The 26202-nt window shown below is 44.6% G+C and carries 24 protein-coding genes; 17 read left to right on the top strand and 7 right to left on the bottom strand.

The features are described 5' to 3' along the window. The first annotated feature begins 4 nt into the window (after positions 1–4). From phnH to L4C44_RS05670, 9 genes are read left to right on the top strand one after another with little or no spacing between them, the layout of a single operon-like run. On the top strand, positions 5–625 hold the full coding sequence (gene phnH, locus L4C44_RS05710) for a phosphonate C-P lyase system protein PhnH (protein ID WP_428804570.1): 621 nt from the start codon (positions 5–7) through the stop codon (positions 623–625). Beyond that, complete coding sequence (locus L4C44_RS05705) at positions 610–1716, top strand: carbon-phosphorus lyase complex subunit (RefSeq protein WP_428804569.1); 1107 nt, start codon at positions 610–612, stop codon at positions 1714–1716. Before phnH ends, L4C44_RS05705 begins: the two co-directional genes overlap by 16 nt. Next, a complete protein-coding gene (locus L4C44_RS05700) occupies positions 1713–2633 on the top strand; it encodes an alpha-D-ribose 1-methylphosphonate 5-phosphate C-P-lyase PhnJ (protein WP_428804568.1) in 921 nt (306 codons plus the stop codon). The genes L4C44_RS05705 and L4C44_RS05700 overlap by 4 nt, the downstream gene beginning before the upstream one ends. Further along, on the top strand, positions 2630–3457 hold the full coding sequence (gene phnK, locus L4C44_RS05695; RefSeq protein ID WP_428804567.1) for a phosphonate C-P lyase system protein PhnK: 828 nt from the start codon (positions 2630–2632) through the stop codon (positions 3455–3457). The genes L4C44_RS05700 and phnK overlap by 4 nt, the downstream gene beginning before the upstream one ends. Positions 3458–3467: 10 nt before the next feature. Continuing rightward, positions 3468–4193, top strand: a complete 726-nt coding sequence (phnL, locus tag L4C44_RS05690; RefSeq protein ID WP_428804566.1) for a phosphonate C-P lyase system protein PhnL — start codon at positions 3468–3470, stop codon at positions 4191–4193. Between the two features lie 15 nt (positions 4194–4208). Then, positions 4209–5342, top strand: coding sequence for an alpha-D-ribose 1-methylphosphonate 5-triphosphate diphosphatase (phnM, locus tag L4C44_RS05685; protein WP_192891841.1), 1134 nt, complete (start codon positions 4209–4211; stop codon positions 5340–5342). Between the two features lie 3 nt (positions 5343–5345). After that, a complete protein-coding gene (gene phnN / locus L4C44_RS05680; RefSeq protein WP_428804565.1) occupies positions 5346–6002 on the top strand; it encodes a ribose 1,5-bisphosphokinase in 657 nt (218 codons plus the stop codon). Next, positions 5999–6766 carry a phosphonate metabolism protein PhnP gene (gene phnP, locus L4C44_RS05675; RefSeq protein ID WP_428804564.1) on the top strand — a complete coding sequence of 256 codons (768 nt, stop codon included), beginning with the start codon at positions 5999–6001 and terminating at the stop codon, positions 6764–6766. The genes phnN and phnP overlap by 4 nt, the downstream gene beginning before the upstream one ends. Continuing rightward, the gene (locus L4C44_RS05670) at positions 6763–7404 is read left to right on the top strand and encodes a DapH/DapD/GlmU-related protein (protein WP_332414097.1); all 642 of its coding nucleotides are present in this window, start codon (positions 6763–6765) and stop codon (positions 7402–7404) included. Before phnP ends, L4C44_RS05670 begins: the two co-directional genes overlap by 4 nt. A 111-nt stretch (positions 7405–7515) precedes the next feature. Here L4C44_RS05670 and L4C44_RS05665 read toward each other — a convergent pair whose 3' ends face one another. Both L4C44_RS05665 and L4C44_RS05660 read right to left on the bottom strand, forming a co-directional pair. Continuing rightward, positions 7516–8403, bottom strand: a complete 888-nt coding sequence (locus L4C44_RS05665) for a LysR family transcriptional regulator (RefSeq protein WP_086712489.1) — start codon at positions 8401–8403, stop codon at positions 7516–7518. A 67-nt stretch (positions 8404–8470) separates the two neighbouring features. Then, positions 8471–9913, bottom strand: a complete 1443-nt coding sequence (locus L4C44_RS05660) for a sugar porter family MFS transporter (RefSeq protein ID WP_428804563.1) — start codon at positions 9911–9913, stop codon at positions 8471–8473. Between the two features lie 558 nt (positions 9914–10471). On the opposite strand from L4C44_RS05660, the gene iolE reads away from it, so the two are divergent. The 7 genes from iolE (at position 10472) to L4C44_RS05625 (ending at position 18446) form a co-directional block, all read left to right on the top strand. Beyond that, positions 10472–11365, top strand: coding sequence for a myo-inosose-2 dehydratase (gene iolE / locus L4C44_RS05655; protein ID WP_428779851.1), 894 nt, complete (start codon positions 10472–10474; stop codon positions 11363–11365). Between the two features lie 114 nt (positions 11366–11479). Continuing rightward, positions 11480–13351, top strand: a complete 1872-nt coding sequence (gene iolD / locus L4C44_RS05650; RefSeq protein WP_428804562.1) for a 3D-(3,5/4)-trihydroxycyclohexane-1,2-dione acylhydrolase (decyclizing) — start codon at positions 11480–11482, stop codon at positions 13349–13351. Between the two features lie 88 nt (positions 13352–13439). After that, a complete protein-coding gene (locus tag L4C44_RS05645; RefSeq protein WP_428804561.1) occupies positions 13440–14618 on the top strand; it encodes a Gfo/Idh/MocA family protein in 1179 nt (392 codons plus the stop codon). Positions 14619–14627: 9 nt separating this feature from the next. After that, a complete protein-coding gene (iolC, locus tag L4C44_RS05640) occupies positions 14628–15614 on the top strand; it encodes a 5-dehydro-2-deoxygluconokinase (protein ID WP_017111573.1) in 987 nt (328 codons plus the stop codon). Between the two features lie 199 nt (positions 15615–15813). After that, the gene (locus L4C44_RS05635) at positions 15814–16686 is read left to right on the top strand and encodes a 5-deoxy-glucuronate isomerase (RefSeq protein ID WP_428804560.1); all 873 of its coding nucleotides are present in this window, start codon (positions 15814–15816) and stop codon (positions 16684–16686) included. A gap of 11 nt (positions 16687–16697) precedes the next feature. Further along, positions 16698–17525, top strand: a complete 828-nt coding sequence (locus L4C44_RS05630; RefSeq protein ID WP_061019696.1) for a class II fructose-bisphosphate aldolase — start codon at positions 16698–16700, stop codon at positions 17523–17525. A 75-nt stretch (positions 17526–17600) separates the two neighbouring features. Beyond that, on the top strand, positions 17601–18446 hold the full coding sequence (locus tag L4C44_RS05625) for a MurR/RpiR family transcriptional regulator (RefSeq protein ID WP_428804559.1): 846 nt from the start codon (positions 17601–17603) through the stop codon (positions 18444–18446). Positions 18447–18600: 154 nt separating this feature from the next. Here L4C44_RS05625 and L4C44_RS05620 read toward each other — a convergent pair whose 3' ends face one another. Continuing rightward, complete coding sequence (locus L4C44_RS05620; protein WP_428804585.1) at positions 18601–19428, bottom strand: sugar phosphate isomerase/epimerase family protein; 828 nt, start codon at positions 19426–19428, stop codon at positions 18601–18603. Between the two features lie 369 nt (positions 19429–19797). Here L4C44_RS05620 and iolG point away from each other — a divergent pair, with 369 nt between their 5' ends. Further along, a complete protein-coding gene (iolG, locus tag L4C44_RS05615; RefSeq protein WP_086712498.1) occupies positions 19798–20784 on the top strand; it encodes an inositol 2-dehydrogenase in 987 nt (328 codons plus the stop codon). Between the two features lie 65 nt (positions 20785–20849). On the opposite strand, the gene L4C44_RS05610 is transcribed toward iolG, so the two are convergent. The 4 genes from L4C44_RS05610 to L4C44_RS05595 all read right to left on the bottom strand — a co-directional run bounded on the left by L4C44_RS05610 (position 20850) and on the right by L4C44_RS05595 (position 25674). Further along, positions 20850–21683 carry a MurR/RpiR family transcriptional regulator gene (locus L4C44_RS05610; RefSeq protein ID WP_428804558.1) on the bottom strand — a complete coding sequence of 278 codons (834 nt, stop codon included), beginning with the start codon at positions 21681–21683 and terminating at the stop codon, positions 20850–20852. Positions 21684–22030: 347 nt separating this feature from the next. Continuing rightward, positions 22031–23047 carry an ABC transporter permease gene (locus L4C44_RS05605; protein WP_061038539.1) on the bottom strand — a complete coding sequence of 339 codons (1017 nt, stop codon included), beginning with the start codon at positions 23045–23047 and terminating at the stop codon, positions 22031–22033. 38 nt (positions 23048–23085) lie between these two features. Beyond that, positions 23086–24579 carry a sugar ABC transporter ATP-binding protein gene (locus L4C44_RS05600; protein WP_086967519.1) on the bottom strand — a complete coding sequence of 498 codons (1494 nt, stop codon included), beginning with the start codon at positions 24577–24579 and terminating at the stop codon, positions 23086–23088. Between the two features lie 81 nt (positions 24580–24660). Beyond that, positions 24661–25674: a sugar ABC transporter substrate-binding protein gene (locus L4C44_RS05595; RefSeq protein ID WP_061019689.1), complete on the bottom strand. Its 1014-nt coding sequence runs from the start codon at positions 25672–25674 to the stop codon at positions 24661–24663. Between the last annotated feature and the right edge of the window lie 528 nt (positions 25675–26202).

The raw sequence follows: 26202 nt of genomic DNA, 5'->3' as shown, positions 1-26202 counted from the left end.
TTCAATGAGTATGATTTCTCCTGCATTTCAAGATGCAGTTCATGACAGCCAGCAGTGCTTTCGATTGCTGCTGAAGGCGATGTCAGAACCCGGCACCGTAGTAACACTGAACCGTTGTGAAGGCTTTGGTTCAATGATGAGTGCTGCTGCTCAAACACTACTTTCAATGGCCGACAATGCGACGCCAATTTGGCTATCTGCGACATTACAGGCCGACCACGCCGTCACTGAAAACGTTAAATTTCATGTTGGCGCACCGATTGTAGAGCAGCCTCAACAGGCCAGTTTTGCGGTGATATCAGAGCAAGATTTACTGGATATTGATTGGTCAGAACTGACATTTAATCTCGGCAACGAAGAGTATCCAGATACTTCAACAACGGTTGTTATTGAAGTGGATAGCTTAACGTTTGGTACTGAGCTGCACCTGAGTGGCCCGGGCATTCAAAGTGAGCAAATCGCTTCATTCACCGGATTACCTGAAAGTTTTATTGCTTACCTTAAAGAACGTCAATCATTGGTGAAGTTCCCATTAGGTGTTGATTTTATCTTTGTCGCAGAGCAGCAAGTGCTGTGTCTGCCTCGTACAACCAAAGTGGAGGCGACATCATGTACGTTGCTGTAAAGGGTGGGGAAAAGGCGATTAGCTTGGCGCACCAACTGCAAGCCAAGAAGCGTCGCGGTAATCCAGAGCTTCCAGAGCTGACTGTAGAGCAGATTCAAGAGCAGTTGTCGGGTTCGGTGGACCGAGTGATGACGGAAGGCGGTATTTATGACAAACAACTTGCGGCATTAGCAATCAAACAAGCGGCTGGCGATCTTGTCGAAGCGATTTTCTTGTTACGCGCTTATCGAACTACATTACCTCGCTTGATCACAGCGCAACCTGTCGATACGAGCGCTATGCGAATCGAGCGCCGTATTTCGGCAACCTATAAAGATTTACCTGGCGGCCAAATCTTAGGTCCAACCTACGATTACACACATCGATTGTTGGATTTTAGCTTGCTTGCAGAAGGTGAGGCTCCCCAAATCCCAACTCAAGATGTCGCTGAGTCTGAACCTTGTCCACAGGTATTGGGTATTCTTGAAAACCTCGACATGATGTTGATGGAACATGACGACCTGCAGACTCCCGAAGACATCACTATGAATCCGGTGAACTATCCATGCGACCGAAGTGCACGCCTACAAAACTTGGTGCGTGGCGATGAAGGGTTCTTACTTGCACTGAGTTACTCGACTCAGCGTGGCTATGGTCGTAATCACCCATTCGCGGGTGAGATTCGTACCGGATTTTCAACCTTATCTATTGAACCTGAAGAACTTGGATTCAGCATCGATATTGGTGAAATTGAGCTAACAGAGTGTCAGATGATTAATGGCTTTGTTGGTAATAAACAACAGAAAGCCAAACTCACTCGCGGCTACGGTTTAACGTTTGGTGCAACTGAGCGTAAAGCGATGTCGATGGCGTTGGTTGATCGTTCTTTGCAAGCTGCTGAGTTTGATGAGCCTGTTGATAGCCCAGCTCAAGATGAAGAGTTTGTGCTTTCTCATTCAGACAATGTTGAAGCCGCTGGCTTTGTGTCCCACCTAAAACTGCCTCACTACGTCGATTTCCAAGCGGAATTGGAACTGCTTAGAAAAATGCACAAAGAGCACGATGAATTGATGGCTCAGCCAGCTAATGACGAACACGGAGGTCAGTCATGAACACAGCAACACTTAATGCGCCGATAGACAACACTTCACAGATATTGAACTCTGAGGAGACAGCATCTGACAACCCAGTAGGGGCTACGGGGTACAACTATGGCTACCTTGACGAGCAAACCAAGCGAATGATTCGTCGTGCGTTGCTTAAAGCTGTGTCTATTCCGGGTTACCAAGTTCCATTTGGCGGTCGTGAAATGCCCATGCCTTACGGGTGGGGAACCGGTGGTGTGCAGATCACCGCGGCGATTATCGGCCAGCCAGACACGCTAAAAGTGATCGACCAAGGTGCTGACGATACAACTAATGCTGTATCGATTCGTGAGTTCTTCAAGGCTATCGCCAGTGCGAAAACGACTGAGAAAACCACCGAAGCGAGCATCATTCAGACACGACACCGTATCCCAGAAGTCGATCTTCAAGAAGACCAGATCTTAGTGTATCAGGTGCCGATCCCTGAGCCGTTGCGCTTCATTGAGCCACGTGAAACCGAAACTCGCAAAATGCATGCGCTGCAAGAGTACGGAATCATGCATGTAAAACTGTATGAAGATATCGCACGCTTTGGCCATATCTCAACGGCTTACGCTTACCCAGTAAGAGTGAATGATCGTTACATCATGGATCCATCACCAATTCCTAAATTCGACAATCCGAAAATGGACAACATGGCAGCATTGCAACTGTTTGGTGCGGGGCGCGAAAAGCGCATCTACGCGGTTCCTCCTTACACCAAAGTTCAGAGTTTAGATTTTGAAGACCATCCGTTTGAGATTCAGAAGTGGGACGAGCCGTGTGCAATTTGTGGTTCAAAAGATACCTTCCTTGATGAGGTCGTTATGGATGACCAAGGCTCACATATGTTCGTTTGTTCCGATACGGATTACTGCCGCGAACAACAGGAGAACAACGCATGAATGCTTTGATTAAGATGCAACAACAACCGAACCCGTCGGAGCAGCCATTGTTGTCTGTCTCTAACCTGACCAAACTCTACGCACCGGGCAAGGGCTTTCAAAACGTGTCGTTCGACCTCTACCCGGGTGAAGTGTTGGGTATTGTCGGTGAGTCTGGCTCAGGTAAAAGTACCTTGTTGAAGTCACTTTCTGGTCGCCAGACACCAGATAGTGGTGAAGTGATTTACTTGCGTGGTGATGCGGATAAGCAAATCTCTCAGCTTGAAGACTTATATCAAATGGCGGAAAGCCAGCGCCGTCACTTGCTGCGCACAGAGTGGGGCGTGGTGCATCAACACCCCATGGATGGCCTACGTGGTCGAGTATCGGCGGGCGGCAACATTGGTGAGCGCTTGATGGCCGTGGGCGAACGTAACTATGGCGAGATTCGTGAGAAATCGGCGAAATGGCTTAGCGATGTTGAGATCCCAACGGACCGAATGGACGACATGCCGACGACTTTCTCTGGTGGCATGCAGCAAAGATTACAGATCGCACGCAATCTCGTGACTCACCCTAAGTTGATCTTCATGGATGAGCCGACTGGCGGCTTGGATGTGTCGGTCCAAGCCAAGTTGCTCGATCTTCTTCGTCGCTTAGTCACGGAGCTTGAGTTAGCTGTGGTGATCGTAACTCACGATCTTGCAGTGGCTCGCTTGCTTGCACATCGACTCATGGTAATGCGTCGTAGTGAAGTCGTAGAAAGTGGCCTTACCGATCAAGTGCTTGATGATCCTCAACACCCATACACACAACTGCTGGTTTCTTCTGTATTGCAGAATTAAGGACGATGACATGAATACCAAACTAACCGTAAACAACGTCAGCAAAACCTTTGTGCTGCACAACCAAAATGGCGTAGAACTGCCTGTACTCACTGGTGCGAACTTTTCTGTAAACAGCGGCGAGTGTGTGGTTCTACACGGTCACTCTGGCTCAGGTAAATCCACACTGCTGCGCGCGCTGTATGCCAACTACTTGGTGGACTCAGGCTCGATTAATATTGTGCATCAGGGCAGCACGCTAGACCTTGCAAAAGCAACACCAAGAGAAATCATCAATGTACGTAAACACACCATAGGTTGGGTGAGCCAGTTCTTGCGTGTGATTCCGCGTATCAGTGCGCTGGAAGTGGTGATGCAACCTATGTTGGAAATGGGTGGCTGCGCGCAAGAAGCTGAAGAGAGAGCCAAGTTATTGCTGACTCGCTTAAATGTCCCAGAGCATTTATGGCATTTAGCACCAGCAACTTTTTCTGGTGGCGAACAGCAGCGAGTGAACATCGCACGTGGTTTTATTGTTGATTACCCAATCCTACTGCTTGATGAACCAACCGCTTCGCTCGATGCGACTAACAGTGCCGTGGTCGTGAGTTTGATTGAAGAAGCTAAAGCGGGTGGCGCTGCAATCATCGGTATTTTCCATGATGAAGCAACACGAGATTTAGTCGCAGACCGTCTGTATGACGTGAAGCTTCAAAAAGACATTTCACCAAAAAAACTCACTACAGCGTGTGCGTAAAGGGAGCTGACGCAAATGATTATTACCAACGTAAATCTGGTGCTTGAAAATGAAGTGGTACGTGGCTCGGTTGAATTGCGAGACGGCGTGATCGCCAACATGTCTGACTCAACAAGCCAACTTCCAGGTGCTTTTGATGGTGAGAATGGCTTTTTAATGCCGGGCTTGATTGAGTTGCATACTGATAACCTAGAGAAGTATTTCACGCCAAGGCCTAAGGTGAACTGGCCTCCGCTTTCAGCAATGAGCGCGCACGACACGCAGTTGATAGGTTCTGGCATCACCACAGTGCTTGATGCGGTCGCTTTAGGGGATTACCGAGATGGCAATCGCCAAGAGAACCTTGACCAGTTTATTAATACCGTGGCCGAGAGCCAGAAGCGTGGCTTAACTCGTGCTGAGCACCGTATCCACTTGCGCTGTGAAGTACCGCACTCGACTACCGTTGGTTTGTTTGAGCGTTACGTGAACATGCCAGAAGTGCAGTTAGTCTCCGTAATGGATCACGCTCCTGGTCAGCGTCAGTTTGTAAATCTAGATAAGTACCGCACTTACTATCAAGGTAAATACAACATGACGGATGCTGAGATGGCGGTGTATGAAAAAGACCAAGTTGCTCAGTCTGAACGTTGGTCGAAACAGAATCGTGATGAGATCACTCGTCAGTGCCGTGATTTGAACATTCCAACGGCAAGTCATGATGATGCGACTAGCGCACATGTTACCGAATCTAAAGAGTTGGGTATGGTGATTGCTGAATTCCCTACCACGGTCGAAGCAGCGAAGCGCTCTCACGAATTAGGTTTGAAAGTGATGATGGGAGCGCCAAACGTGATTCGTGGCGGTTCGCATTCCGGTAATGTTGCAGCACATGAATTGGCGTCTTTGGGCGTGTTGGATATCTTGTCATCCGATTATTACCCTGTGAGTTTGTTAGACGCAGTGTTTACGCTGGTCAACGATGAACGTAACCACCTTGATATGGCACAAGCGGTGCAACTGGCGACGTTGAATCCAGCGCAAGCCCTTGGCTTACACGACCGAGGTGTGATTGCAGAGGGTAAACGTGCTGACTTGGTGCTCGCGCATCGTGTTGATGGTCATCAGTTGGTGTCTCGTGTGTGGCGCGAAGGCAAGAAGGTATTCTAATCCATGTCTAAAGGTTACTCATTTGATGTGAATGGGGTGGTGAACGCTGCCCCTAAAGCTGACAAACCGGGTCAGCTTTATTACGTAATTGGTCCTTCTGGAGCAGGGAAAGATTCGATTATCTCGGCGCTGCGTGAGCAGTTCGTTAAAGACTTAGTGGTTGCTCATCGCTACATTACACGTGCGGCCGATGCTGGTGGAGAAAACCATGTAGAACTCAGTGAGGATGAATTCTTTATTCGCTACTCGCGCAACATGTTTGCAATGAGTTGGCAGGCTCACGGCATGAGCTATGGCATCGGCCAAGAGGTTCATCAATGGATGGATGCGGGCTTAAGTGTCGTGGTTAATGGTTCGCGTGCGTATTTGGATGCAGCCAGAGACTTGTTTGAGGAGCGGTTAGTTCCCGTTGTAGTGAGCGTTAAGCCTGAAGTGTTAGAGGCACGCTTACGAGCTCGTGGTCGAGAGAGTGAAGCTGAGATTGCCCTTCGATTACAACGTGCTGCGGACTATTGTGTGGACTCTGTGTCGGGAGTGTCGACTCTCAATAACACACTGTGTATTGATAACAGTGGCACGCTTGAACAGAGCATTGCGCAGTTTGCTCGGTTAAAAGAGCAAGCTGAAAGGCTCGCAGAACCAGCAGGCGGTGTCGCATGAAGTTGACCATGTTAGGCACTGCCAACAGCGCGATGGTACCAGTTTACGGTTGTGACTGTTCGGTGTGCGTGTCTGCCCTTGAAAATCCGAGCTTAAGGCGCGAAAAGTCATCGGCTTTCCTTGAACATAATGGTAAGTATCTACTGTTGGATGCTAATGCTCCTGATCTTATGTGCCGATTCCCCGCAGGATCGATTGACCAGATCTTACTAACGCATTACCACATGGATCATGTTCATAGTTTGTTTGATCTTCGATGGGGCGCTGGCGATAAGATCTCAGTGATTTCTCCTGATGATCCACTTGGTTGTGATGATCTCTATAAACACCCAGGTATCTTGGATTTTTCATCGCGTGCTCAAGCGTTTAAGTCGTTTGATTGGCAGGGTATAACCATCACACCACTGCCTCTGAACCATTCAAGACTTTGCCTTGGTTATTGCTTCGAACTGAATGGAAAACGATTAGCGTATTTGACCGACACTGTGGGGCTGCCAAAGCAAACCGAACGCTGGCTGAAAGAGTTTCCTGTCGATTGGTTGATCACCGATTGTAACTACCCACCGATTGAAGACTCTCAAGTTCGAGCGAGCTCCAATCACAATGACTTCCACCACATACTTGGTATTGATGAGAACTGTCGTCCGAAAAAACTTGGCCTGACTCATGTTAGCCACCACATGCTTGGATGGGCAACACAACACCCACACGCCTTTTCGCAGCGATTGCGTATTCTCAACGATGGCGAGGAGATAACCCTATGAGCCAACCTCTTTCCCCAACCTTAAACAGCGAACCTAGCGTTGCTGAAAGCAGTAAGTTACACAACGTTGAGCTAGGGCGTTGGACTGAAATCGCCGACCGTTGTGTGTTAAACAACGTGTTGGTTGGAGATTACAGTTATATCCAAAATGACTGTAATCTGATGTTTACCGAAATAGGTAAATTCACATCAATAGCCGCGTCGGTTCGCTTGAATCCGAGTAATCACCCGTGGTGGCGTCCAACGCTACATCACTTCACTTATCGCCCTGGGAAGTATCAGCTAGGCGAAGATCCTACGTCACTGGATGATGAAGTTTTCTCGTGGCGTGAAGAAGATAAAGTACATGTTGGGCACGATGTGTGGATTGGTCACGGAGTGATTGTGCTGCCGGGTATCACGATTGGTAATGGTTCGATCGTTGGTGCGGGAAGTGTGGTTACGAAAGACGTACCGCCATACTCAATTGTGGTTGGTAACCCTGCCAAGGTATTGCGTCCTCGCTTTGATGACCCTAGCTATGCTGAGCGACTAGAAAGCCTTGAGTGGTGGCATTGGGATGATGAAAAACTGGCTGAAGCATTGCCATTGTTTCAAAAAGATTGTGGAGAGTTTTTGAGTCACTTTGAACAATCTTAAACTCGATACCTCTTAAAGCTATAATCTAAAAAAGCAGCCTAAGTGGCTGCTTTTTTGCGTATGAGCTAGCGTAGACATTTTGTTTAGTTGAAGTAAACAGTTCTTTGATCATCAGTGTTTGGCCAATAAGAAATCTTTAAAATGAATAGCAACTGCGGACGCGGTTGTTGCTGGTTGATAGTACATATTTAAACTCCAAATACTGGTGTCATAGTATTCAAAAATAGGCACTAGCGATTTTTCATCGATATGTTTTTCTACTAAAAATCGTGGTAGATAAGCGATACCAGTACCGTTCAGTGCAGCTTGCAGCAATAGGTCACTATCATTCACTTCCAATGACTTGGGGATTTTAATAATCTGGCACTCATTACCCTGAGTAAACACCCAGTCATTGCTTCCGGTGAGTGTCGTTGCAAACAAACATAAATGAGTTTTTAATTCAGAAGGGTTTTGTGGGGTACTGTTTTTAGCAAGATACTCTGGAGAAGCGACGACGATAAATGGGCTCTGCATTATTTCACGACGAACTAGGAGTAAGTCTTTTTCTCGATAGCCTTGATAGGATGCGTTCGCACTGATCGTAATATCACTGTCGGCGGCATGATCAAGTGCCCATGGTGTAATGTTGAGATTAAAAGTGACATCGGGGTTAGTGCTGAGATATTCGCTGATGTGACTCATTAAAAAATGATTGGCATAAACTGGGGTGCAAATTACATCAATATGACCTTTATCGTGTTTTTGATAATCTTGCATGGTACGCATGATGATTTCAGATTGGTCAACGAGTACTGAAAACTCATCAAATAAAGTTTGACCCGCAGGGGTGGGTTTTAACAAGCGGTTGTTACGTCGATAAAGTGGCATTCCAAATTTTTGTTCAAGTTCCTGAAGCCAACGGCTACCTGCTGATACTGATATGTTGAGCTTCCGCGCTGCGGCAGAAATTGACCCTGTGCGTACAACGTAAATAAAAAATGCCATTTTATCTAACATCAAAATCTCCTAGAACGAGCAAACGAAAAGACAGGCAATGTTTAAAAATGCCTGCCTCTAATACTATTTACACCGTTGCTTCTGTTGTTTTACTTGGAACTTTTTTACCTAATTTTTTAGCCATTACTTTTTCCATGTCTTCAAGGGCTACTCCTTTCGTCTCTGGAACGTACTTAACAACGACTACCATACAAATCAGGGACAACGCAGCGAATACCCAAAAGGCGAAAGCGCCGTTAAAGTTTTCTTTTAGATATGGGTTTTCGTTAAGCATTGGGAAGCTTTGAGTCACAATAAATCCTGTAAACCATTGTGCACCCACGGCGATAGCCATTGCCCTTGAACGAATACTGTTTGGGAAGATTTCTGAGATCATCGTCCAACATGCACAGCCCCAGGATGTGGCATAAGCGACTACATACAAACACAATGCAAACAGTGCAGCGTAACCTTCCGTTCCGGTATAGAGCACATATCCAACGATAGTCATGCCGAGTGCACAGCCCAAAGTTCCGTATTTCATGAGCGGTAGGCGACCAACTTTGTCGATTAAGTACATACCTAATCCGTTACCAAGAATGAACACCACACCTACAAATGTTGTTTGGAACAACGCGTTCTCGGTACCACCCGCAATAGGTTTTAGAATTTCTGGTGTGTAATACATAATGACGTTGATACCAGTAAGCTGCTGAGCTGCCGCAACAAATGTACCGATGACAAGAATGGAGAAAAGAAGGGGAGAGCGTAAGCTTATTTTGCTGTTTTTTGATGCATTTGCAGGAACTAAAGATTTTTGGATCTCAAGAATAACTCTGTCTGCATGTTCCGGGTTGGAAATTCGAGAGAGTGTTTCTTTTGCCTTATCAATTTGTCCTTTAAGTACTAGCCAGCGCGGGGATTCTGGAATCATGATTAATAGACAGCCGAACAGTGTCGCTGGCAAAACTTCAGAAGCTAGCATCCAGCGCCATCCAACATCAACCAACCAGGCTTCAGACATCCCTTTCGCAATTAGATAGTTAACATAGAACACACCAGTTTGACCTATAACCGCTGATTGTTGAAACATACTGACTGCTCGACCGCGAAAATCTTTTGGTGCAACCTCAGACATGTACATTGGGGATACCACACAAGCGATACCAACTGCCACACCGCCGATGATTCTGAGCAACACATAGATGGTAAATGTAGGTGCGATAGCGGAACCTATTGCGGAGATGACAAACAATACAGCAGACAAAAAGAGTGCACTTCGACGACCGTATTTGAGGGCAACCGTTCCAGCGGATACAGCACCGATAATACTTCCTAATACTACGCTAGACACTGCCCAGCCTGTTTGAGCGGGTGTTAAACCAAAATGATCTCTGATTGGCCCAATTGCACCGGATATTACGGCGGTATCGTAGCCGAGTAGGATCCCCCCTAGTGCGGCGATACAACAAATTCTAACTATGTAAGCGATATTATGTTTGTGAGACTGTGTCCCATTATTAGGTGACATTACATACTCCTTTGTATTGTCCATACACTCTCTTAACCATCAAATAAGCGAGTGCTGGGCGATTATTCGATACTCGGTGAATGTAGGGTTAGAGTATCGAATGAATAACTCGCCAATGAATTTAGTAATAATAATAAATAGATTTGATAAATATTTTTCATTCTAGCGACGTTGAGAATCATAATAGCTCAGAATGACTACGGCCATTAAATTAATGTCTCTTTGGTCAATAATGTTAACCTGATCAAGGTGTGGAAAATATTTTTCAAATGTTTTATTTTAACTAAGTTATTGTTTTTAGTTGAATTAAATTAATTGTGATCTGTGCCATTCTTTTCTTGAACCCCCCGTAAACACTCGTTTTTTTCATGTTTTTTTTAAAATTAAAAACAAATTAGTCAAAATGAAAAATATTTTTCATTTGGTTTGGTTTGGATTATATTGAGTCTCAGTGAAGCAAACCTGTATGGTCAAAGTTTCAATCAGATGCAGCGAAACAATCTAATTGAAAATTAGTTGGCCTAAGTACATTAAATATAAAAATTTTGGAGTACGACCATGAGCAAAGTTCAATACGGAATTAGCCCTTTAACTTGGACAAACGATGACATGCCAGAACTGGGTGGTGAGATCCCGTTGGAGACATGTTTGAGTGAAATGTCTGAGTCTGGCTTTACTGGTACCGAGCTAGGCACTAAATACCCGAGAGATCCGGAAACTCTTATTCCTTTGTTGAAAAATCACAACCTAGTATTGGCATCTGGTTGGTTCAGCGGAAATTTGATGACATTAACTGCAGAAGAAGAAATTGCAGAAATGCAAGGTCATATATTGCTGCTTAAAGCTGCTGGTTGCAAAGCGATGGTTTATGGCGAAGTGAGCAATACAGTGCATGGCGACATCAGCAAGCCGTTATCATCTCGTGTGATTCTGACTGAGGAAGAGTGGAAAACTTACGCTGAAAAACTAACTACTGTTGCTGATTATCTGTTGAATAAACATGACATTAAGCTTTCTTTCCACCATCACGTAGGAACGATTGTGGAGACAGAACAAGATATCAATCGTTTGATGGAAGCTACAGGTGATTCTGTTTATCTGACACTTGATACAGGCCACATTACTTATGGTGGTGGCAACCCTGTCAATGTTATTGAGCGTTGGGGTCATCGTATCGGTCATATGCATTTTAAAGACCTTCGTATTGAAGTTATGAACGCAGCTCGTGATGCTGATAAATCATTTTTAAACGCAGTGCTTGATGGGGTATTCACTGTTCCTGGCACAGGTGATGTGAATTACGACGATGTGTTTGCTGCACTAAAAGCGCGTAATTATGAAGGCTGGCTACTGGTAGAAGCGGAACAAGATCCCGCTAAAGCACATCCGCTTACGTTTGCTAAAACGGCTTACGAGAACATCACGGGTTACGCAAATAAATACGGCTTGTAATAACAAATGGCTTATTGAAGGGCTATCCCACCAATAAGCCAGAGTCGACACATGGACAATACGTAGTTGGCAAGATAACACGCCAATTACGTATCAGAAAGATCGAGGAAGAAGATGAAAACTGTACGCCTAACCGTTGCTGAAGCCTTAGCTAATTATCTTGCAGCGCAGAAAATTGTAGTCGATGGAAAAGAAGAGCAATTATTTGGTGCTGCTTTCGCCATTTTTGGTCACGGTAATGTGACATGTTTTGGTCAACAGCTAAAAAACATCGAAGAAAAAATTCCAACGTGGCGTGGTCAAAACGAGCAATCAATGGCTACGGCTGCTATCGCTTATGCAAAAGCAAATAAACGTCAACGTATAGGTATTGCGACTAGCTCAATTGGCCCTGGCGCCACTAATATGGTGACTGCTGCAGGTATTGCCCATACAAACCGCCTGCCATTATTACTTATCTCTGGTGATGCTTATGTAAGCCGTCTTCCAGATCCAGTCTTACAACAGCCAGAAAACTTTGAAGATCCATCGGTGACCTCTAACGACGCATTCAAACCATTGACTCGTTACTGGGATCGCGTTTTGTCGCCAGCTCAATTGATGCATACGCTTCCACAAGCACTAGATACTATGCTTGACCCTGCGACTTGTGGACCTGTTTTTCTTGGATTACCGCAAGATGTTCAAGGTATTGCTTATGATTTCCCAGAGATATTTTTCGAAGAGAAATGTCATCGTATTCGCCGCCCCGAGCCGGAAACGGTCGTATTAGAAGAAGCGAAAGATATCTTAATTAAAGCGAAGAAGCCTTTGATTATTTCAGGTGGCGGAGTGCATTACTCGCTTGCAACCGATGAACTAGCTGCGTTCGCAGCTAAGCATAACATCCCTGTTGTCGAAACTATCGCAGGCCGTGCCACCATGCTGCAAGACAATCCACTCAATGCTGGGCCTATTGGCGTAACGGGGTCTAACTCTGCTAACCATATGGCTAACGAAGCAGATGTTGTACTCGCGATTGGTACACGTCTACAAGATTTCACTACGGGATCTTGGAGCGTATTTAAAAATCCAGAAATGCAGCTAATCAGCATCAATGTGGCTAAATTTGACGCAATTAAACATCGCTCTTATCCCGTTATTGGTGATGCGAAAAACAGTATGACGAAATTGTCTTGTCTTTTAGCTGACTGGCGATCAGGTGATGAGTGGTCTGAAAAAGCGAAAGTAGAAGCCGATGAGTGGAAAGCGTTAGTTCAACGTCGTACTCACCCACAAGCCGGTGAATTGCTTGAAGGCACCTCTTCTTATGCTGAAGTGATTGGCAAGCTAAACCGCAGTATGGAAGAGGGCGATACAGTATTAACTGCCGCTGGCGGATTGCCTGCTGAACTGTCCATGAACTGGCAGAACTACCAAATCGGTAAATTTGATATCGACTTTGGGTACTCGTGTATGGGTTATGAGATCGCGGGTGGTTGGGGGGCGAAAATCGCAAACCCAGATAATGATGTTGTGGTTCTTGTCGGTGATGGTTCGTACCTCATTCAAAATTCAGATATTTACTCGTCGGTTCTTACTGGCCACAAAATGATCGTTGTCGTTTGTGACAATGGCGGCTTCGCTGTTATTAACAAGCTTCAGAATAATACGGGTAATGAATCATTCAATAACCTGCTGGAAGATTGTCGCCGTCCGGACGGAGAGTTAGCTCGCGTTGACTTTGCAAAGCATGCAGAAGCACAAGGTGCCATCAGCGAAAAATTGACCTCGATTACCGACTTTGATGCTGCATTCGCAAGAGCGAAAGAAGCTGACCGTACCTACGTTATCGTTGTGGACATTGACCCAGTATCTCCAGCGGCATGGTCGAAATGTGATTGCTGGTGGGAAGTAGGGCTTCCTGAGGTTACACGTAACGAAGAGACTGCAAAGAAAGTCGCTGATTGGGAAGAAGGACGTGCGGCTCAGCGTCGCGGTGTTTAATCAAGAATATTCAAAATTAAAATCACAATAACTTTAACCACTGATACATCACTCAATCAGTCGATGTATCAGGTAACGGAGCAAGATTATGTTTAATGAAGAACGTCGTTTTGAACAACCTCTACGCTGGGCAATGATTGGTGGGGGACGTGGCAGTCAGATTGGTTATTCACACCGAAATGCAGCACAACGAGATGGACTCTTTAAGCTCGTTGCTGGCGCTTTTGATTTAGATGCTGAGCGCTGCAGAGATTTTGGAACCAACTTAGGGTTAGACCCTGAGCGTTGTTATGCGAATTATAAAGAGATGTTCGCAGCAGAATCACAACGTGAAGATGGGATTCAAGCCGTGTCTATTGCGACGCCAAATTCTACACACTATGAAATCTGTAAGGCGGCACTCGAGGCAAACCTTCATGTTGTTTGTGAAAAACCTATCACATTTACATCAGAAGAAGCGGAAGAGTTAAAAGTTATCGCTGAGCAAAACAATCGAGTGATTGGCGTGATGTATGGCTACAGCGGTTTCCCTATGGTTCAACAAGCTCGTGAAATGGTACAGCGTGGTGACTTAGGTGACATCCGCGTTATTAATATGCAGTTTGCTCATGGTTTTCATAACGAAGAGTACGAACTTAATGATCCAGGCTTGAAATGGCGCGTGAGCCCTGAAGTTTCAGGTCCAACGTATGTACTGGGTGATATCGGTACGCACGCATTTTACTTGTGTGAAGTGATGACTGGCCTTGAAGTCGATCGTTTAGCGTGTATGCGTCAGAGCTTTATTAAGTCACGTACACCGTTAGAAGATAACGCACACGTAATGATGGAATTCAAAGGTGGCGCAGTAGGCACACTTTGGGCTTCTGCGGTGAATGCTGGCTCTATGCACCAACAAAAAATTAGAATCGTAGGCTCTAAAGCATCAATTGAATGGTGGGATGAGCAACCCAACCAACTGCGCTTAGAAGTGCAAGGTGAGCCATCGCGTATTCTTGAGCGTGGTATGGGGTACTTGCACCAAGATGCGCCTGGCGTTGCTGTGAATCGCGTGGGCGGTGGTCATGCGGAAGGCTACTTCGAGTCTTGGGCGAACCTTTATCATCGTTTCGCGCTTGCGTTTGACGCGGCAGACCGTGACGACCAGCAAGCGCTATCTGATATTTGGTTCCCTGGTATTGATGCGGGTATCGAAGGTGTTCGTTTATGTGAGAAGTGCGTGGAGTCTGCGGACCAAAACGCTGCTTGGGTTGAATACAGCAGATAGGAACTGACTATGACAAAGATTGCACTTCCAAAAGATCGCAAGCTGGATGCCATCGTATTAGGCCGAGCTGGCGTTGATCTCTATGCTCGCGAATTCAATACGGACATGGCTGATATTTCAGGCTTTAACAAATTCGTTGGCGGTTCTGCAGCAAATATCGCAGTAGCAGTTAGTCGTTTGGGTGGTAGGACAGGCTTTATTGGTTGCGTGGCAAATGACGCGTTCGGTGACTACGTAAAAGGTTACATGCAAGAGCAGGGTATCAACCTTGACGGAATGATGACTGATGACACAGGTTCTCGAACTTCTGTTGCATTTACCGAGATGAAGCCAAGCGACTGTACAGTTCTGATTTATAGAAACAACGCATCAGACTTAACCATAAAACCAGAACAGGTGAGCGCAGATTACATCGCAAGTTCCAAGACTTTGGTTGTAACGGGTACTGCACTTTCTGAGAGCCCAAGCCGTGAAGCTACGCTCATTGCTATGGAACATGCTCGTAGAGCGGGCACTATAGTGATTCTTGATGTGGACTACCGTCCATATTCTTGGCGCACAGATGTCGATGCGTCCATTTATTACGGTATCGCTGCGGGGCTATCTGACATTGTTATCGGCAATCGTGAAGAGTTTGACATGATGGAAACGGTCCTGGCACCGGGCAATCAAGATGATGACCAAACGGCAGAACGATTTCTACGTGAAAACACTCAAGTGGTTGTGATTAAGGCTGGAGAGTTGGGTTCTAAAGTGTATTGCAAAGATGGCTATAAGTTTGAACAAGGCATCTTTCGAGTCAAAGTGAACAAACCATTTGGTTCTGGAGATTCGTTTGCTGGCGGTCTTATCTGGACGCTCATCAATGATGGTGAACTTGAAGACGGTGTTCGTCACGGATCGGCTGCTGCGGCAATCAATGTGAGTGGTGAAAGCTGCACTGAAGCAATGCCAACGAAAGAAGAACTACTCGATTTCATTGAGAGTCGAGCGTAACGCTTTTGACTTAAACCTTCTTTACAAATCAAGGGATGAGTCAGTCGGATCGGTAATTTGCTTAGTCATTAATACGTTCAGTCATTAATACGCTTTGGATTACGAACCATCTCGGTCCGACATTTTTATTCGTTTTGAATTAAATAATAAGAACTATGTTGAGTTGCAATGACGACTCGACGAATGAGGAGAAAGGATTATGGGTAAGCATATACCCCCATTTAATAATCAGAACCAGCCAATCATTGATGTTAACGATGAGGTTACACCACTTTGTTATTTCAACCAGGTTCACTTAAGCCAAAGTGAGCAACACACCCATACCGTTGAAGGGTATGAGTCAGTAGTTGTACTTGCTGGTGGTACGTGTTGTATCACAGTGAGTAACGGTGTCGATGAGCCTCAAGTCTTTGACAATATCGGTAAGCGTCGCACTGTATGGGACGGTGAACCTGAGTCTGTTTATGTGCCGCTTGGCTATACAGCGACCATTGACTGTGTAAGTGACAACGCTGATGTGATGATTGCTGGTGGTAAATTTGACGCATCATTAGAACCGTTCTGCGTTCGTGCTGATGAAGTTGAAATGGTTCAATACGGTTCAGATGATACAAAAACACACCGTAAGATTAAACATGTGCTTGGGCAAAGTAACGCAGACAAACGTGGCCGTTTGCTTGTCAGTGAGCTATTTACGGTTGGTGCTGGTGGTTGGTCTGGTTTTCCTCCGCATAAGCATGATGAAGACCGTGTCAAAGAAGACGGCAGCAAAGAGACATTGTACGAAGAGGTGTATCAATTCCGTTTTAATCCAGATTTTGGTTTCGGCGCACAGTTTTTATACGAGCATGAAGACGATTTCGGTCCTGTTTATCACGTTCGTACGGGTTCAGTGATTGCGATTGACAAGGGTTACCACCCAAGTGTAGCTGCGCCGGGTTATGAAATGTATTACTTCACTATCATCGTAGGGAAAACGTCAAAGTCTTTGATTCAGCATTTTGACCCTCACCATGAATATCAGGTTGAAACCATTCCAGGCATCAAGGATATGATCGCCAAGTTTAAGTAGAGGGAAGCGTTATGTTGGTTAATTTAAACGATTTATTACCTGATGCAGCGGCATCAAATTACTCAGTTCCCTGCTTTAATGTCTTCGGCTTTGAAGATGCTCGCGCAGTCGTAGAGGCTGCGGAAGAAGTGAACAAACCGGTTATCTTAGCGTGTAACAAAGATGTTGTTGATTTTTATGGGGTAGAAACTGCAGCTGCGATGTTTTTAGGTCTAGCAACTAAAAGCACAGTGCCAGTTTGTCTGCACCTTGATCATACCTATGAAGAAGACATTGTATATCGAGCATTAAAGGCGGGGTTCAGCTCGGTGATGTTTGATGGTTCACAGCTGAGTCTAGAAGAGAACATAGCTCGAACTCGCAAAGTCGCAGATGTTGCTCATGCATTGGGTGCTTCAGTAGAGGGCGAGATTGGCTCTGTTCCATACGATGAAGGTCGTGACCATATCAAAACGATAGATACTAGCCCTGCTGATGCCGCTAGGTTTGCTCGCGAAAGTGGTGCTGATTGCGTCGCGATTTCTGTCGGGAATGTCCACCGTCTAACCGAACCAACATGCACTATTGATTTTGGCTTACTTGATCGTATTGCGGCCGAAGTGACGATACCACTGGTGATACATGGGGCTAGTGGGATTCGAGACGAGGATATGGCGAGACTTAAGCAAAGTCGTGTCTCTAAGTTCAATATCGGCACCTGCTTACGTCAAGCCTTAGGCAACAATCTACGTGGCTATATGAATGATGAACCAGAGAAGTTTGATAGAATTTACTTCATGCAAAAAGCAATGCCGTACGTAAAAGACGAAGCGATTCGAAACTTCGAACTTTTATCTTAGAATTAATACCCCAAGTGTCAAAGCTTGGGGTATTATTGATTTATAAACCAATATTTAACGGGAAATAAGTTAGGTATGGAAGTTGAAACTAACGAGATTGTACATGTGCCTAGTGATTTAGACTCTCTGAAAGAGTTAATCGTCAAACGCTATGACAATTTGAGTCAACGCTTACAGCAAGTCGCGGACTATGTGTTAGCCCAGCCTATGCTAGTTGCCGTTGAGACGATGGCGACCATCGCGGAACAAGCAAATGTACCATTGTCGACCTTAAGTCGATTTTCAAATGCGATGGGTTTTAGTGGGTTTAGCCAAATGCAGGCGCTGTTTAGAGACCAATATCTAAATAGACCCCGTGATTATAAAGACCGAGTGCGTCAAGCAAGGGACCAAGAAACATATCAACCAGAATCGCCAACCGCTATTTTTAATGATTACGGTGTCGCTAACGTTGAAGCAATAGAGAAATTACAAGTATCAGTTTCACCACAGAAGCTTGAAAGAGCCGTGAGCTTGATGGATCAAGCTGAAACGATATATATACAAGGAATGCGCCGAGCTTATCCGGTTGCTTTTTACCTTTGGTATGCTCTTATGAAGTCAGATAACAATGTTGTGTTGCTTGATGACCATGGAGGGATGCTTACCCCTATGATCCGCAATATGAGCGAGAAAGATGTATTGCTTACCGTGACTTTTGCCCCTTATGCAATGGAAACCAGTAATGTCATAGAGTGTGCTCATGACCGAGGTGTTCCTATCATCGCGATCGCAGATAATCAGATGATGGCGCATGGCAGTAAGATGGACGTGTGTTTTGAAGTAGAAGAAGGGGAGGTGATGGGCTTTCGATCACTGAGTTCTTCGATGTACCTAGCTCAAACCTTAGCCGTTAGTTTGATGTGCCGTGAGATTAAATAGCGTTGATCTCAGAACGTTCTAGATAACACTAAAAAGCCGATAATTATCGGCTTTTTTAATGCTTGCGAAAAGTCTAAATAAAGTCACTGATGAACATAGAAAAAGCTACCGTCTTGGTAGCTTTTTTTGGTTTAGGGTTGTTAGAGTGATTTGGTTATGAGAACAAACGCTTCATTCCTGAAAGCATGCTGGTGGCTGTCTCGTAATGATCGCCTTCCCAAAGTTGGTCATTGAGAAACTCACCAGAATAGAACCCGTCATACCCCGTACTTTGAATAGCTGACGTCCACTCTTGTAGTGGGATTTCTCCTTGGCCTAGCAAGCAATTTCGAAGCTCTTTCTCATCGACCCAAGGCGCACCAACTTCAGGGCGGTGTCCATTGGAAAGGTGAACATTGTAGATGAGCGATTTATCAATCTTAGCCATATCTTCCGGTGTTGCCCCGCGGCATGCCCAAAAGTGCCAAGTGTCGAGCACAAAGCCAAAGTTATCTCGGTTAACTGCTTCATGTAATTGATAATATTGTTCCAAGGTAGCAATGGGGGTCCATGCTGCGCCTTCGTATTGAAAGCGGATTCCATGCTCTTTTCCGATATCGGTTATATTGCGAATGTTTTGCGCAGTAATGCGAATGTTATCTTCAACTGATAGGCCTGTCAGCGCCTCAAAAGCGTTCAATTGAATGGTTGGCGCACCAATGTCTTTGGCAAATTGACACAGAGTCTCTGTATCTCTAAATAACTGGTTTTGTGCTTCTTTGGTCGTACTTTCTACACTACCGATAATATCGATCGCAGAAGGTGAAATATTGGCGTTGTTTAGCCTTGTTTTTAGGTCTTGGCTCGTTAAACCAGCATTGATGTACCGCCACAACTTTTCCGTATGGATTTCTAACCCGTCATAGCCTGTTTCTTTGGCCAAGCGAATATCGCTAACAATATTATTGTGTAGTGAACACATCCCGTGTAGTGCATAGCGCATAAAGTAGTCCTTTTTGAGTTGCCTAAGAGCTTGTGCTTCTGGCGTAATTAATCGCGTTATTAACATTATTCTCTTTGTGATAAATTTTTTCCATCTTCGTGCCTTTTATCTGTGATGTTAACTAAGTAAAAAACAAAGCAGACCATTTATTGTTCGTTATTGCGTAGATTTACGGATTGGTCTCATGTAGATTGAGTGATAATATTTTTTCATTCCTCGCTTTAGCTGTTAGTTATTTGTTCCAGAGTAACGGGTGCTGTTAATAAAAATGGAATATAAATTAGAAATCAGAGGGTCACGATGGTGTGACTGTATTTAACTATCGCTGTTTAGTTATCTAAGCAGCCACTCTACGTCATGAGGGAAAGTATGTTTAACATCGCTTTATTTGGTGCGGGACGCATTGGCAAGGTTCACGCGGTTAATATTAATAACCACCCGAGAACAACCTTGTATTCTATTGTAGATCCATATGTGGAGGGCGCTAACCAACTAGCAAGCCAGTACAATGCAAAAATCCAAACAATTGAAGAGGCTATGGCTGACCCCAATATTCATGGAGTATGTATCGGTTCTGCAACCGACACTCACGCTGATTTTATTGAGCTAGCGGCAAAGAATGGTAAGACGATCTTATGTGAAAAACCGATCGACTTAGAATTGAGCCGTGTTCGTGATTGTTTGGGCGTAATTGAACAATATCCGGTGCCAATGTTGGTTGGTTTTAATCGCCGCTTTGATCCTCAGTTTCGAAAGCTAAAAACTCAGTTAGGTGCAGGTGTGATCGGTAAAGCAGAATCGTTGCTGATCACGTCTCGTGATCCTTCGCCACCACCGGCACATTACGCTAAAGCTTCTGGTGGTATGTTTCGCGATATGAGCATCCATGATCTTGATATGGCGCGCTTTATTCTTGGAGAGGATCCAATCTCAATTACGGCACACGGTAGCTGTATGGTTGATAAAGCTATTGGTGAAGCTGGAGATATTGATACTGCTGTTATTGTTATGAACTTTCCATCGGGTGCGATTGCCACTATTTCAAACAGTCGTCGTTCTGGTTATGGCTATGATCAGCGTCTTGAGTTACATGGCGAGAAAGGCTTACTGCAAGCGGGCAACATGAAAGAGGATCTGGTTCAGCACTGGGGGGATAGTGGTTGTGTTAGTGCGAAACCGCAACACTTCTTCTTAGAGCGTTACGAACAAGCATACATCAATGAATGGGATCATTTCGTTGAGATTCTAGCGGGGGAAGCAGCGCCACTTTGCAGTGGTAAAGATGGAGAGTTTGCTCTCGTGCTTGCTGAGGCAGCTCTAGAGTCCATGCACACAGGTGCAACAGTCAAACTCTAGCCAGTGAGCTAGTCGCTTTATTTATTCGCCTGGTTTTCACTGGCTTAGCAAGGCAGAACTTAGAATTAATCGAGGGTTCTGCCTTTTTTAAATGCGAGTGATACTGCCAAAGATTGTGCAAGACATAATGAAGCCGATTGTGAACGAAATGCATCTACGCTGGCTTCTTTTACTGTAAAACACACGTCGCTGAATGCCGACAGTGGGCTGACTTGGTTGTCGGTAATCACGATTTGTTTAGCTCCCGCTTCAGACGCTATTTCACACAGTTTGATCGTTTCTTCTGCATATGGGTTAAAGCTAATTGAGACAACTACATCGTTAGGCCCAACCATACTGACCTGCTCTTCAAACATTCCACCTAAACCATCGATAAGGAATGCTCTACATTCGATATGACGTAGTGCATATGTGAGGTATGACGCCACGCTAAAAGAGCGTCTTAGTCCAATTAGATAGATGTTATCAGCACTGGCCAGAACATCTACGGCTTGCTTTAGCTTCTCGGGAGAAGTGAGCTTGGCAAGCTGCATCATTGCTTGTGAGTTGGCTTGAGCAAATTCGTACAAAATGTCTTCAGGTTCTTCTCGCAAGTTTTCATCGTTAAGTGCCTTAACTAGACGCGTGCGTTGAGTGTAGCTGGTGGTTTCTTCTACAAGATTTTGTCGAAATATTTGTTTTACTTCGTTGAAACCCTTAAATCCAAAGGCATTTGCAAAGCGAATGAGTGTCGAAGGTGGAACATCGGCTGCTTTGGCAATCACGGCAACGGTATCAAAGGCAATGCTGTTTGAGTTTTCGAGTACGTAATGTGCGACTTGTTGTAGCCTTTTGCTTAACGTACTGTGTTTTAAACGAATTTGGTTTTCTAGTTCGTTGAAATTCGTTGCAACATGCATAACACAACATCCTAAATTTAATGGAGAAAGAGGAGCGAATGTTTCCTATATTACAGAGTAAATAGGTGATGTGAAGTTGAGTTAGCTTAAATGAAATATTTATTTCATTTGGCATGACGGTTAAGAAAGAGGTGAAACAATCATTCTCTAAACAAAAAAATGCCACGAGAGTGATGAGCTTACGTGGCATGGAAAACCTCATTTGAGGACCCTACATTCAACTTTTTGTATGAGCGATTTATTAATGGTTAATACCATTGCTTAGCGCTTCTTGCGTATCACATCAGTATTCTTAATCACGATGTTAAAGTCAGCGTAAAGTGCATAGCGGCTACTCATTTACATATTTATTTGCTTTTCTTTTGGCGCTTCATATCAAAAATAACGGCTACGACAATCACTAAGCCTTTTACTACTTGTTGCCAATAGGCTGATACATTGAGTAGGTCGAGCCCGTTTTGTAGCACGCCCATAATCATGGTGCCTACGATAGTTCCTTGGATTGTTCCAATTCCGCCGGCATGTGATACCCCACCGACAGTGGCAGCAGCGATAGCATCAAGCTCATACATGTTACCTAGGCCGGGTTGACCCGAATTGATTCGAGCCGTCAAGATAAGCGCAGCAATACCAGCCAAAAGACCAGCGTAGACGTAGACAAGAATTTTGTATTTGGTTACGTTGATGCCTGATACGTAAGCTGCAGTTTCGTTGCCTCCTATTGCATAAGCATATTTACCAAATCTGGTGTAGTTGAGTAGCACATAGGTGAACAATGCCATAACGAGGAATATCACCACGGGCACGGGGATCCCCGCTATGTTTCCTTGTCCGATCCATTGGTATGAATCGATTAAGCTACTGATAGGGCGACCGTCTGAATAGAGTAATGCAGCCCCGCGAGCTATGATCATCATCCCTAATGTTGCAATGAACGGGGGGATACCTGTATAGGCGATTAACGCACCGTTAATCAGACCACAGAGAGCTCCCACACCTAGTGCAACCAAAATAGGGACAATAACAGGTAACTCAGGCAGGTTGGGGTACATTCTCATCCCCCAATCGAGGGTTTGAGCCGTGCTGGCTGAGACTACAGCTGCAACCGCAAGTACTGAGCCGGATGAAAGGTCAATACCGCGAGTGATGATGATGATTGTTACACCTAAGGCGAGTAGGCCGATACTGGCCATTTGAGTCATGACATTAAGTAAATTGGCAACGGTGAGAAACACCGGAGACAAAATGCTCATGACAATACACATGCCGACAAAGACGACGTAGATCGCGTACTTGGATAAAAAACGTGTTTTTTTGCCAGTTTCGGGCTGTTCTGAAGTGGCTTGAAGAAGTTTAGCTATCATAACTACTTTCCTTGATATGTTGGACTAGCTTATTGTTTTTAGTTGAACGCCAATGACATGACTTGTTGTTGTGAGGCTTCGTGACCGTCGAGCTCACCTTTAAATTGCCCATCGTGCATGACGAGAATGCGGTCGCTCATTCCAATCACCTCTGGTAACTCAGATGAGATCATGACCAAGCTTTTACCCATTCCGGTGAGCAGGCGCATCAATTTATAGATTTCAGATTTGGCGCCAACATCAATGCCTCTAGTTGGCTCGTCGAGAAAGAGAATGTCTGGTTTCGTTAACATCCAACGCGCGAGCAATACTTTTTGTTGGTTGCCACCACTTAAATTATCAATGGCTTCAGACATGCCAGGCGTTTTTACTTTGAGAGTCGAACATTGCGTTGAGCAGTCTTTTTGCATTTTTCTTACATCAAGTAGGTTAACGACTTTATTGCGATAAGCATCAAGGTGGGCGATGGAGGTGTTAGCGAAAATATCCAGCATCAAGTAAAGCCCGGAGTGACGTCGGTCTTCTGTTAGGAAGGCCATTTTGTGATTGATAGCATCGGTTGGCGTTTTGATTTCTACTTGATCGCCGTTGATCCAAATCTCACCGACATCTTTTTGTCTTACGCCAAACAGAGTTTCAATTAATTCGGTGCGCCCTGAGCCAACAAGGCCTGCGATGCCAAGAATTTCACCTTCATGCAGCTTGAAGCTGATGTCACTGAATTGCCCCTCAACAGTTAGATTTCGGACGTCTAATCTGACTTTTCCCGGTTTGGCGGTGATCGGTGGATAAACATCGCCTAAATTGCGTCCTACCATCATGTGAACGAGTTCGTCATTATTAGTCGATGAAGCTTCTCTCTCGCCAATAAAATTTCCATCTCGAAAGATTGTAATGTCATCACAGATACGGAATATTTCGTCCATTTTATGGCTGATATATACGACCGCCACTCCCTGAGATTTAAGTAGTTCTATGATCTCAAATAGGTGGTCAACTTCTTTACCTGTAAGGGCTGAAGTTGGTTCATCCATGATGATCACTTTCGAGTGATACGAAATGGCCTTTGAAATCTCGATCATCTGCATTGTGGCTACCGTGAGCTCACTCATAGGCGTTCGAGGGTCGAGTTGCAGGTCCAATTTTTCTAACAGCTTGGTAGTGTCGCTGTACATTTTTCCGTGATCGATAAGGTTGAATGGTCCTTTGGTCGGCTCTCTACCTAGCCAAATGTTTTCTGCAATACTTCGGTGAAGTATTGGGGACAACTCTTGGTGGATCATCGATATTCCAGCTTCAAGGGCATCTTTAGCACCACTGAAGTTAACTGGCTGACCTTGATAATGGATGGTGCCGCTATCTCTTTGGTAAATACCAAAAAGAACTTTCATTAGGGTGGACTTACCTGCGCCGTTTTCGCCCATTAAGGCCATGACACGACCTTCTTTTAATGTGAGTTGCACATTATCAAGGGCTTTCACTCCGGGAAATGACTTTGATATTCCACGCATTTCTAGTAAGGCTTGACTCATATTTACTGCTCCGATTGAAATGATCTATGCATCGAACCTTGTTAGTGGGTTGGCACATAGATCATATGAGTGAAGAGGGCGTTAGCCTTGCTTAGCTTTGAATTCTTCTAGGTTGTCTTTGGTAACAAGCTCTGCAGGGATCCAAGTAATTTTCTCGCGTGGCTGATTTTTGATACCACTGATTGCGGCATCAATTGCGCCCCGAGCTTGGCCGCCACCATCTTGGAATACTGTGGCGTCAAGAGCGCCATTTTCAATTGCCATTAAGCCATCAGGAGTTGCATCAACGCCGACCACAATCGTGTCATCGAGTTTTCCAGCAGCACGCAGAGCTTGAATTGCACCTAGAGCCATATCATCGTTATTGGCAATAATTACATCGAGTTTATCTCCCGAATTGATCCAGTTTTCCATTACTACCATTGCTTGTGATCGTTGCCATAGAGCGGTTTGTTTACGAGTGATGTTGAAATCAGGCTTATCTTGGAAGTAATCTTCGACGCCTTCTGTACGAAGAATTGCAGCTTCAATTGTCATCATGCCCATCAGAATTCCAATGTTTCCACCTTCACTTTTATCTGCGACGTACTTAGCTTGTTCTTTACCAAATTGCAGCTCTTCAGAGCCAACGTACGCAACACCTTCAGGTAAATAAGAAGGTCGACGATTGAGGTAAACGAGCTCAATTCCGGCGTCTAGAATCTTGTCCGTCATAGGTTGGGTCGCGTCAGTATTAACTGGCACTAAAATGATGCCGTCGACTTGTTGGATAATGAAGTTTTGAACTTGGCCAAGCTGTTTCACTGTGTCTTCCTTGGCGTCTACAAAAATGAGCTCTACGTTATCTTGCTTTTCAGCATATGCCGTCATGGAGTCTTTCATGTTTACAAGAAATGTATCGTCGAAGTTGGGAATCGCGACACCTATTGTGACGACATCACTTTTTGTCTCTTCACCACCACAGGCAACGAGGCTGAGTAAACCTATTGCAATAAACCCTGTTTTTACTCGTCTTGCTGCTGAGCTTTGGAAGATAGTGGTTTTGTGAGCAAAACGACGTATGAACTTTGAAAATGTGTTGGTTATCGATGACATGTTATGTCTCCTTGTTGTTATCACTGCTTCTGCCAATTACAAGATATTTTGTGGTTGTCTCTCTGAGAGTGCTTTATTTCTCCTAGAGATTTGGCAACTTTCATTCCTTTAAGTAGACGTTTTAAACTTCCACTTCATTGAAAAATATTTTTCATTTTTATCGTGAGCAACTATATATTCAGAATTTTTTTTTAGCCATTAGATATAATGTGCAATTGTTATAATTGTTACATAGATCTTGTGGTTGTTAACTTTCTTAGTGAGGTTGCTTTTTCTTAAGTTATTGATTTTAAATATCTTGTGGTTGGGTCTGTCATTTTAGTTATGGCTAAGTTATTGATTTTAATTGTTAAAAAAATATAATTGTTGAAATTATGTGAATGAAAAAGTTGGTGAAAAATATTTTCTAATTTTTCCTTTATTTCTGAGGTTGAAGTCTACTTTTACGATTAAATGTAAACTCGATCACTTTAATGAACTGTATGTTTCGTTTTTCTTTGATTTTGGAATTTTTATTCCATATAAAGG

Origin of the sequence: Vibrio satsumensis (assembly GCF_050337435.1) — a bacterium.
GTDB classification, from domain to species: Bacteria; Pseudomonadota; Gammaproteobacteria; order Enterobacterales; family Vibrionaceae; genus Vibrio; species Vibrio satsumensis.
The sequence above is the reverse complement of the archived record's forward strand: the minus strand, read 5'-3'. Positions and strand labels throughout refer to the sequence as shown.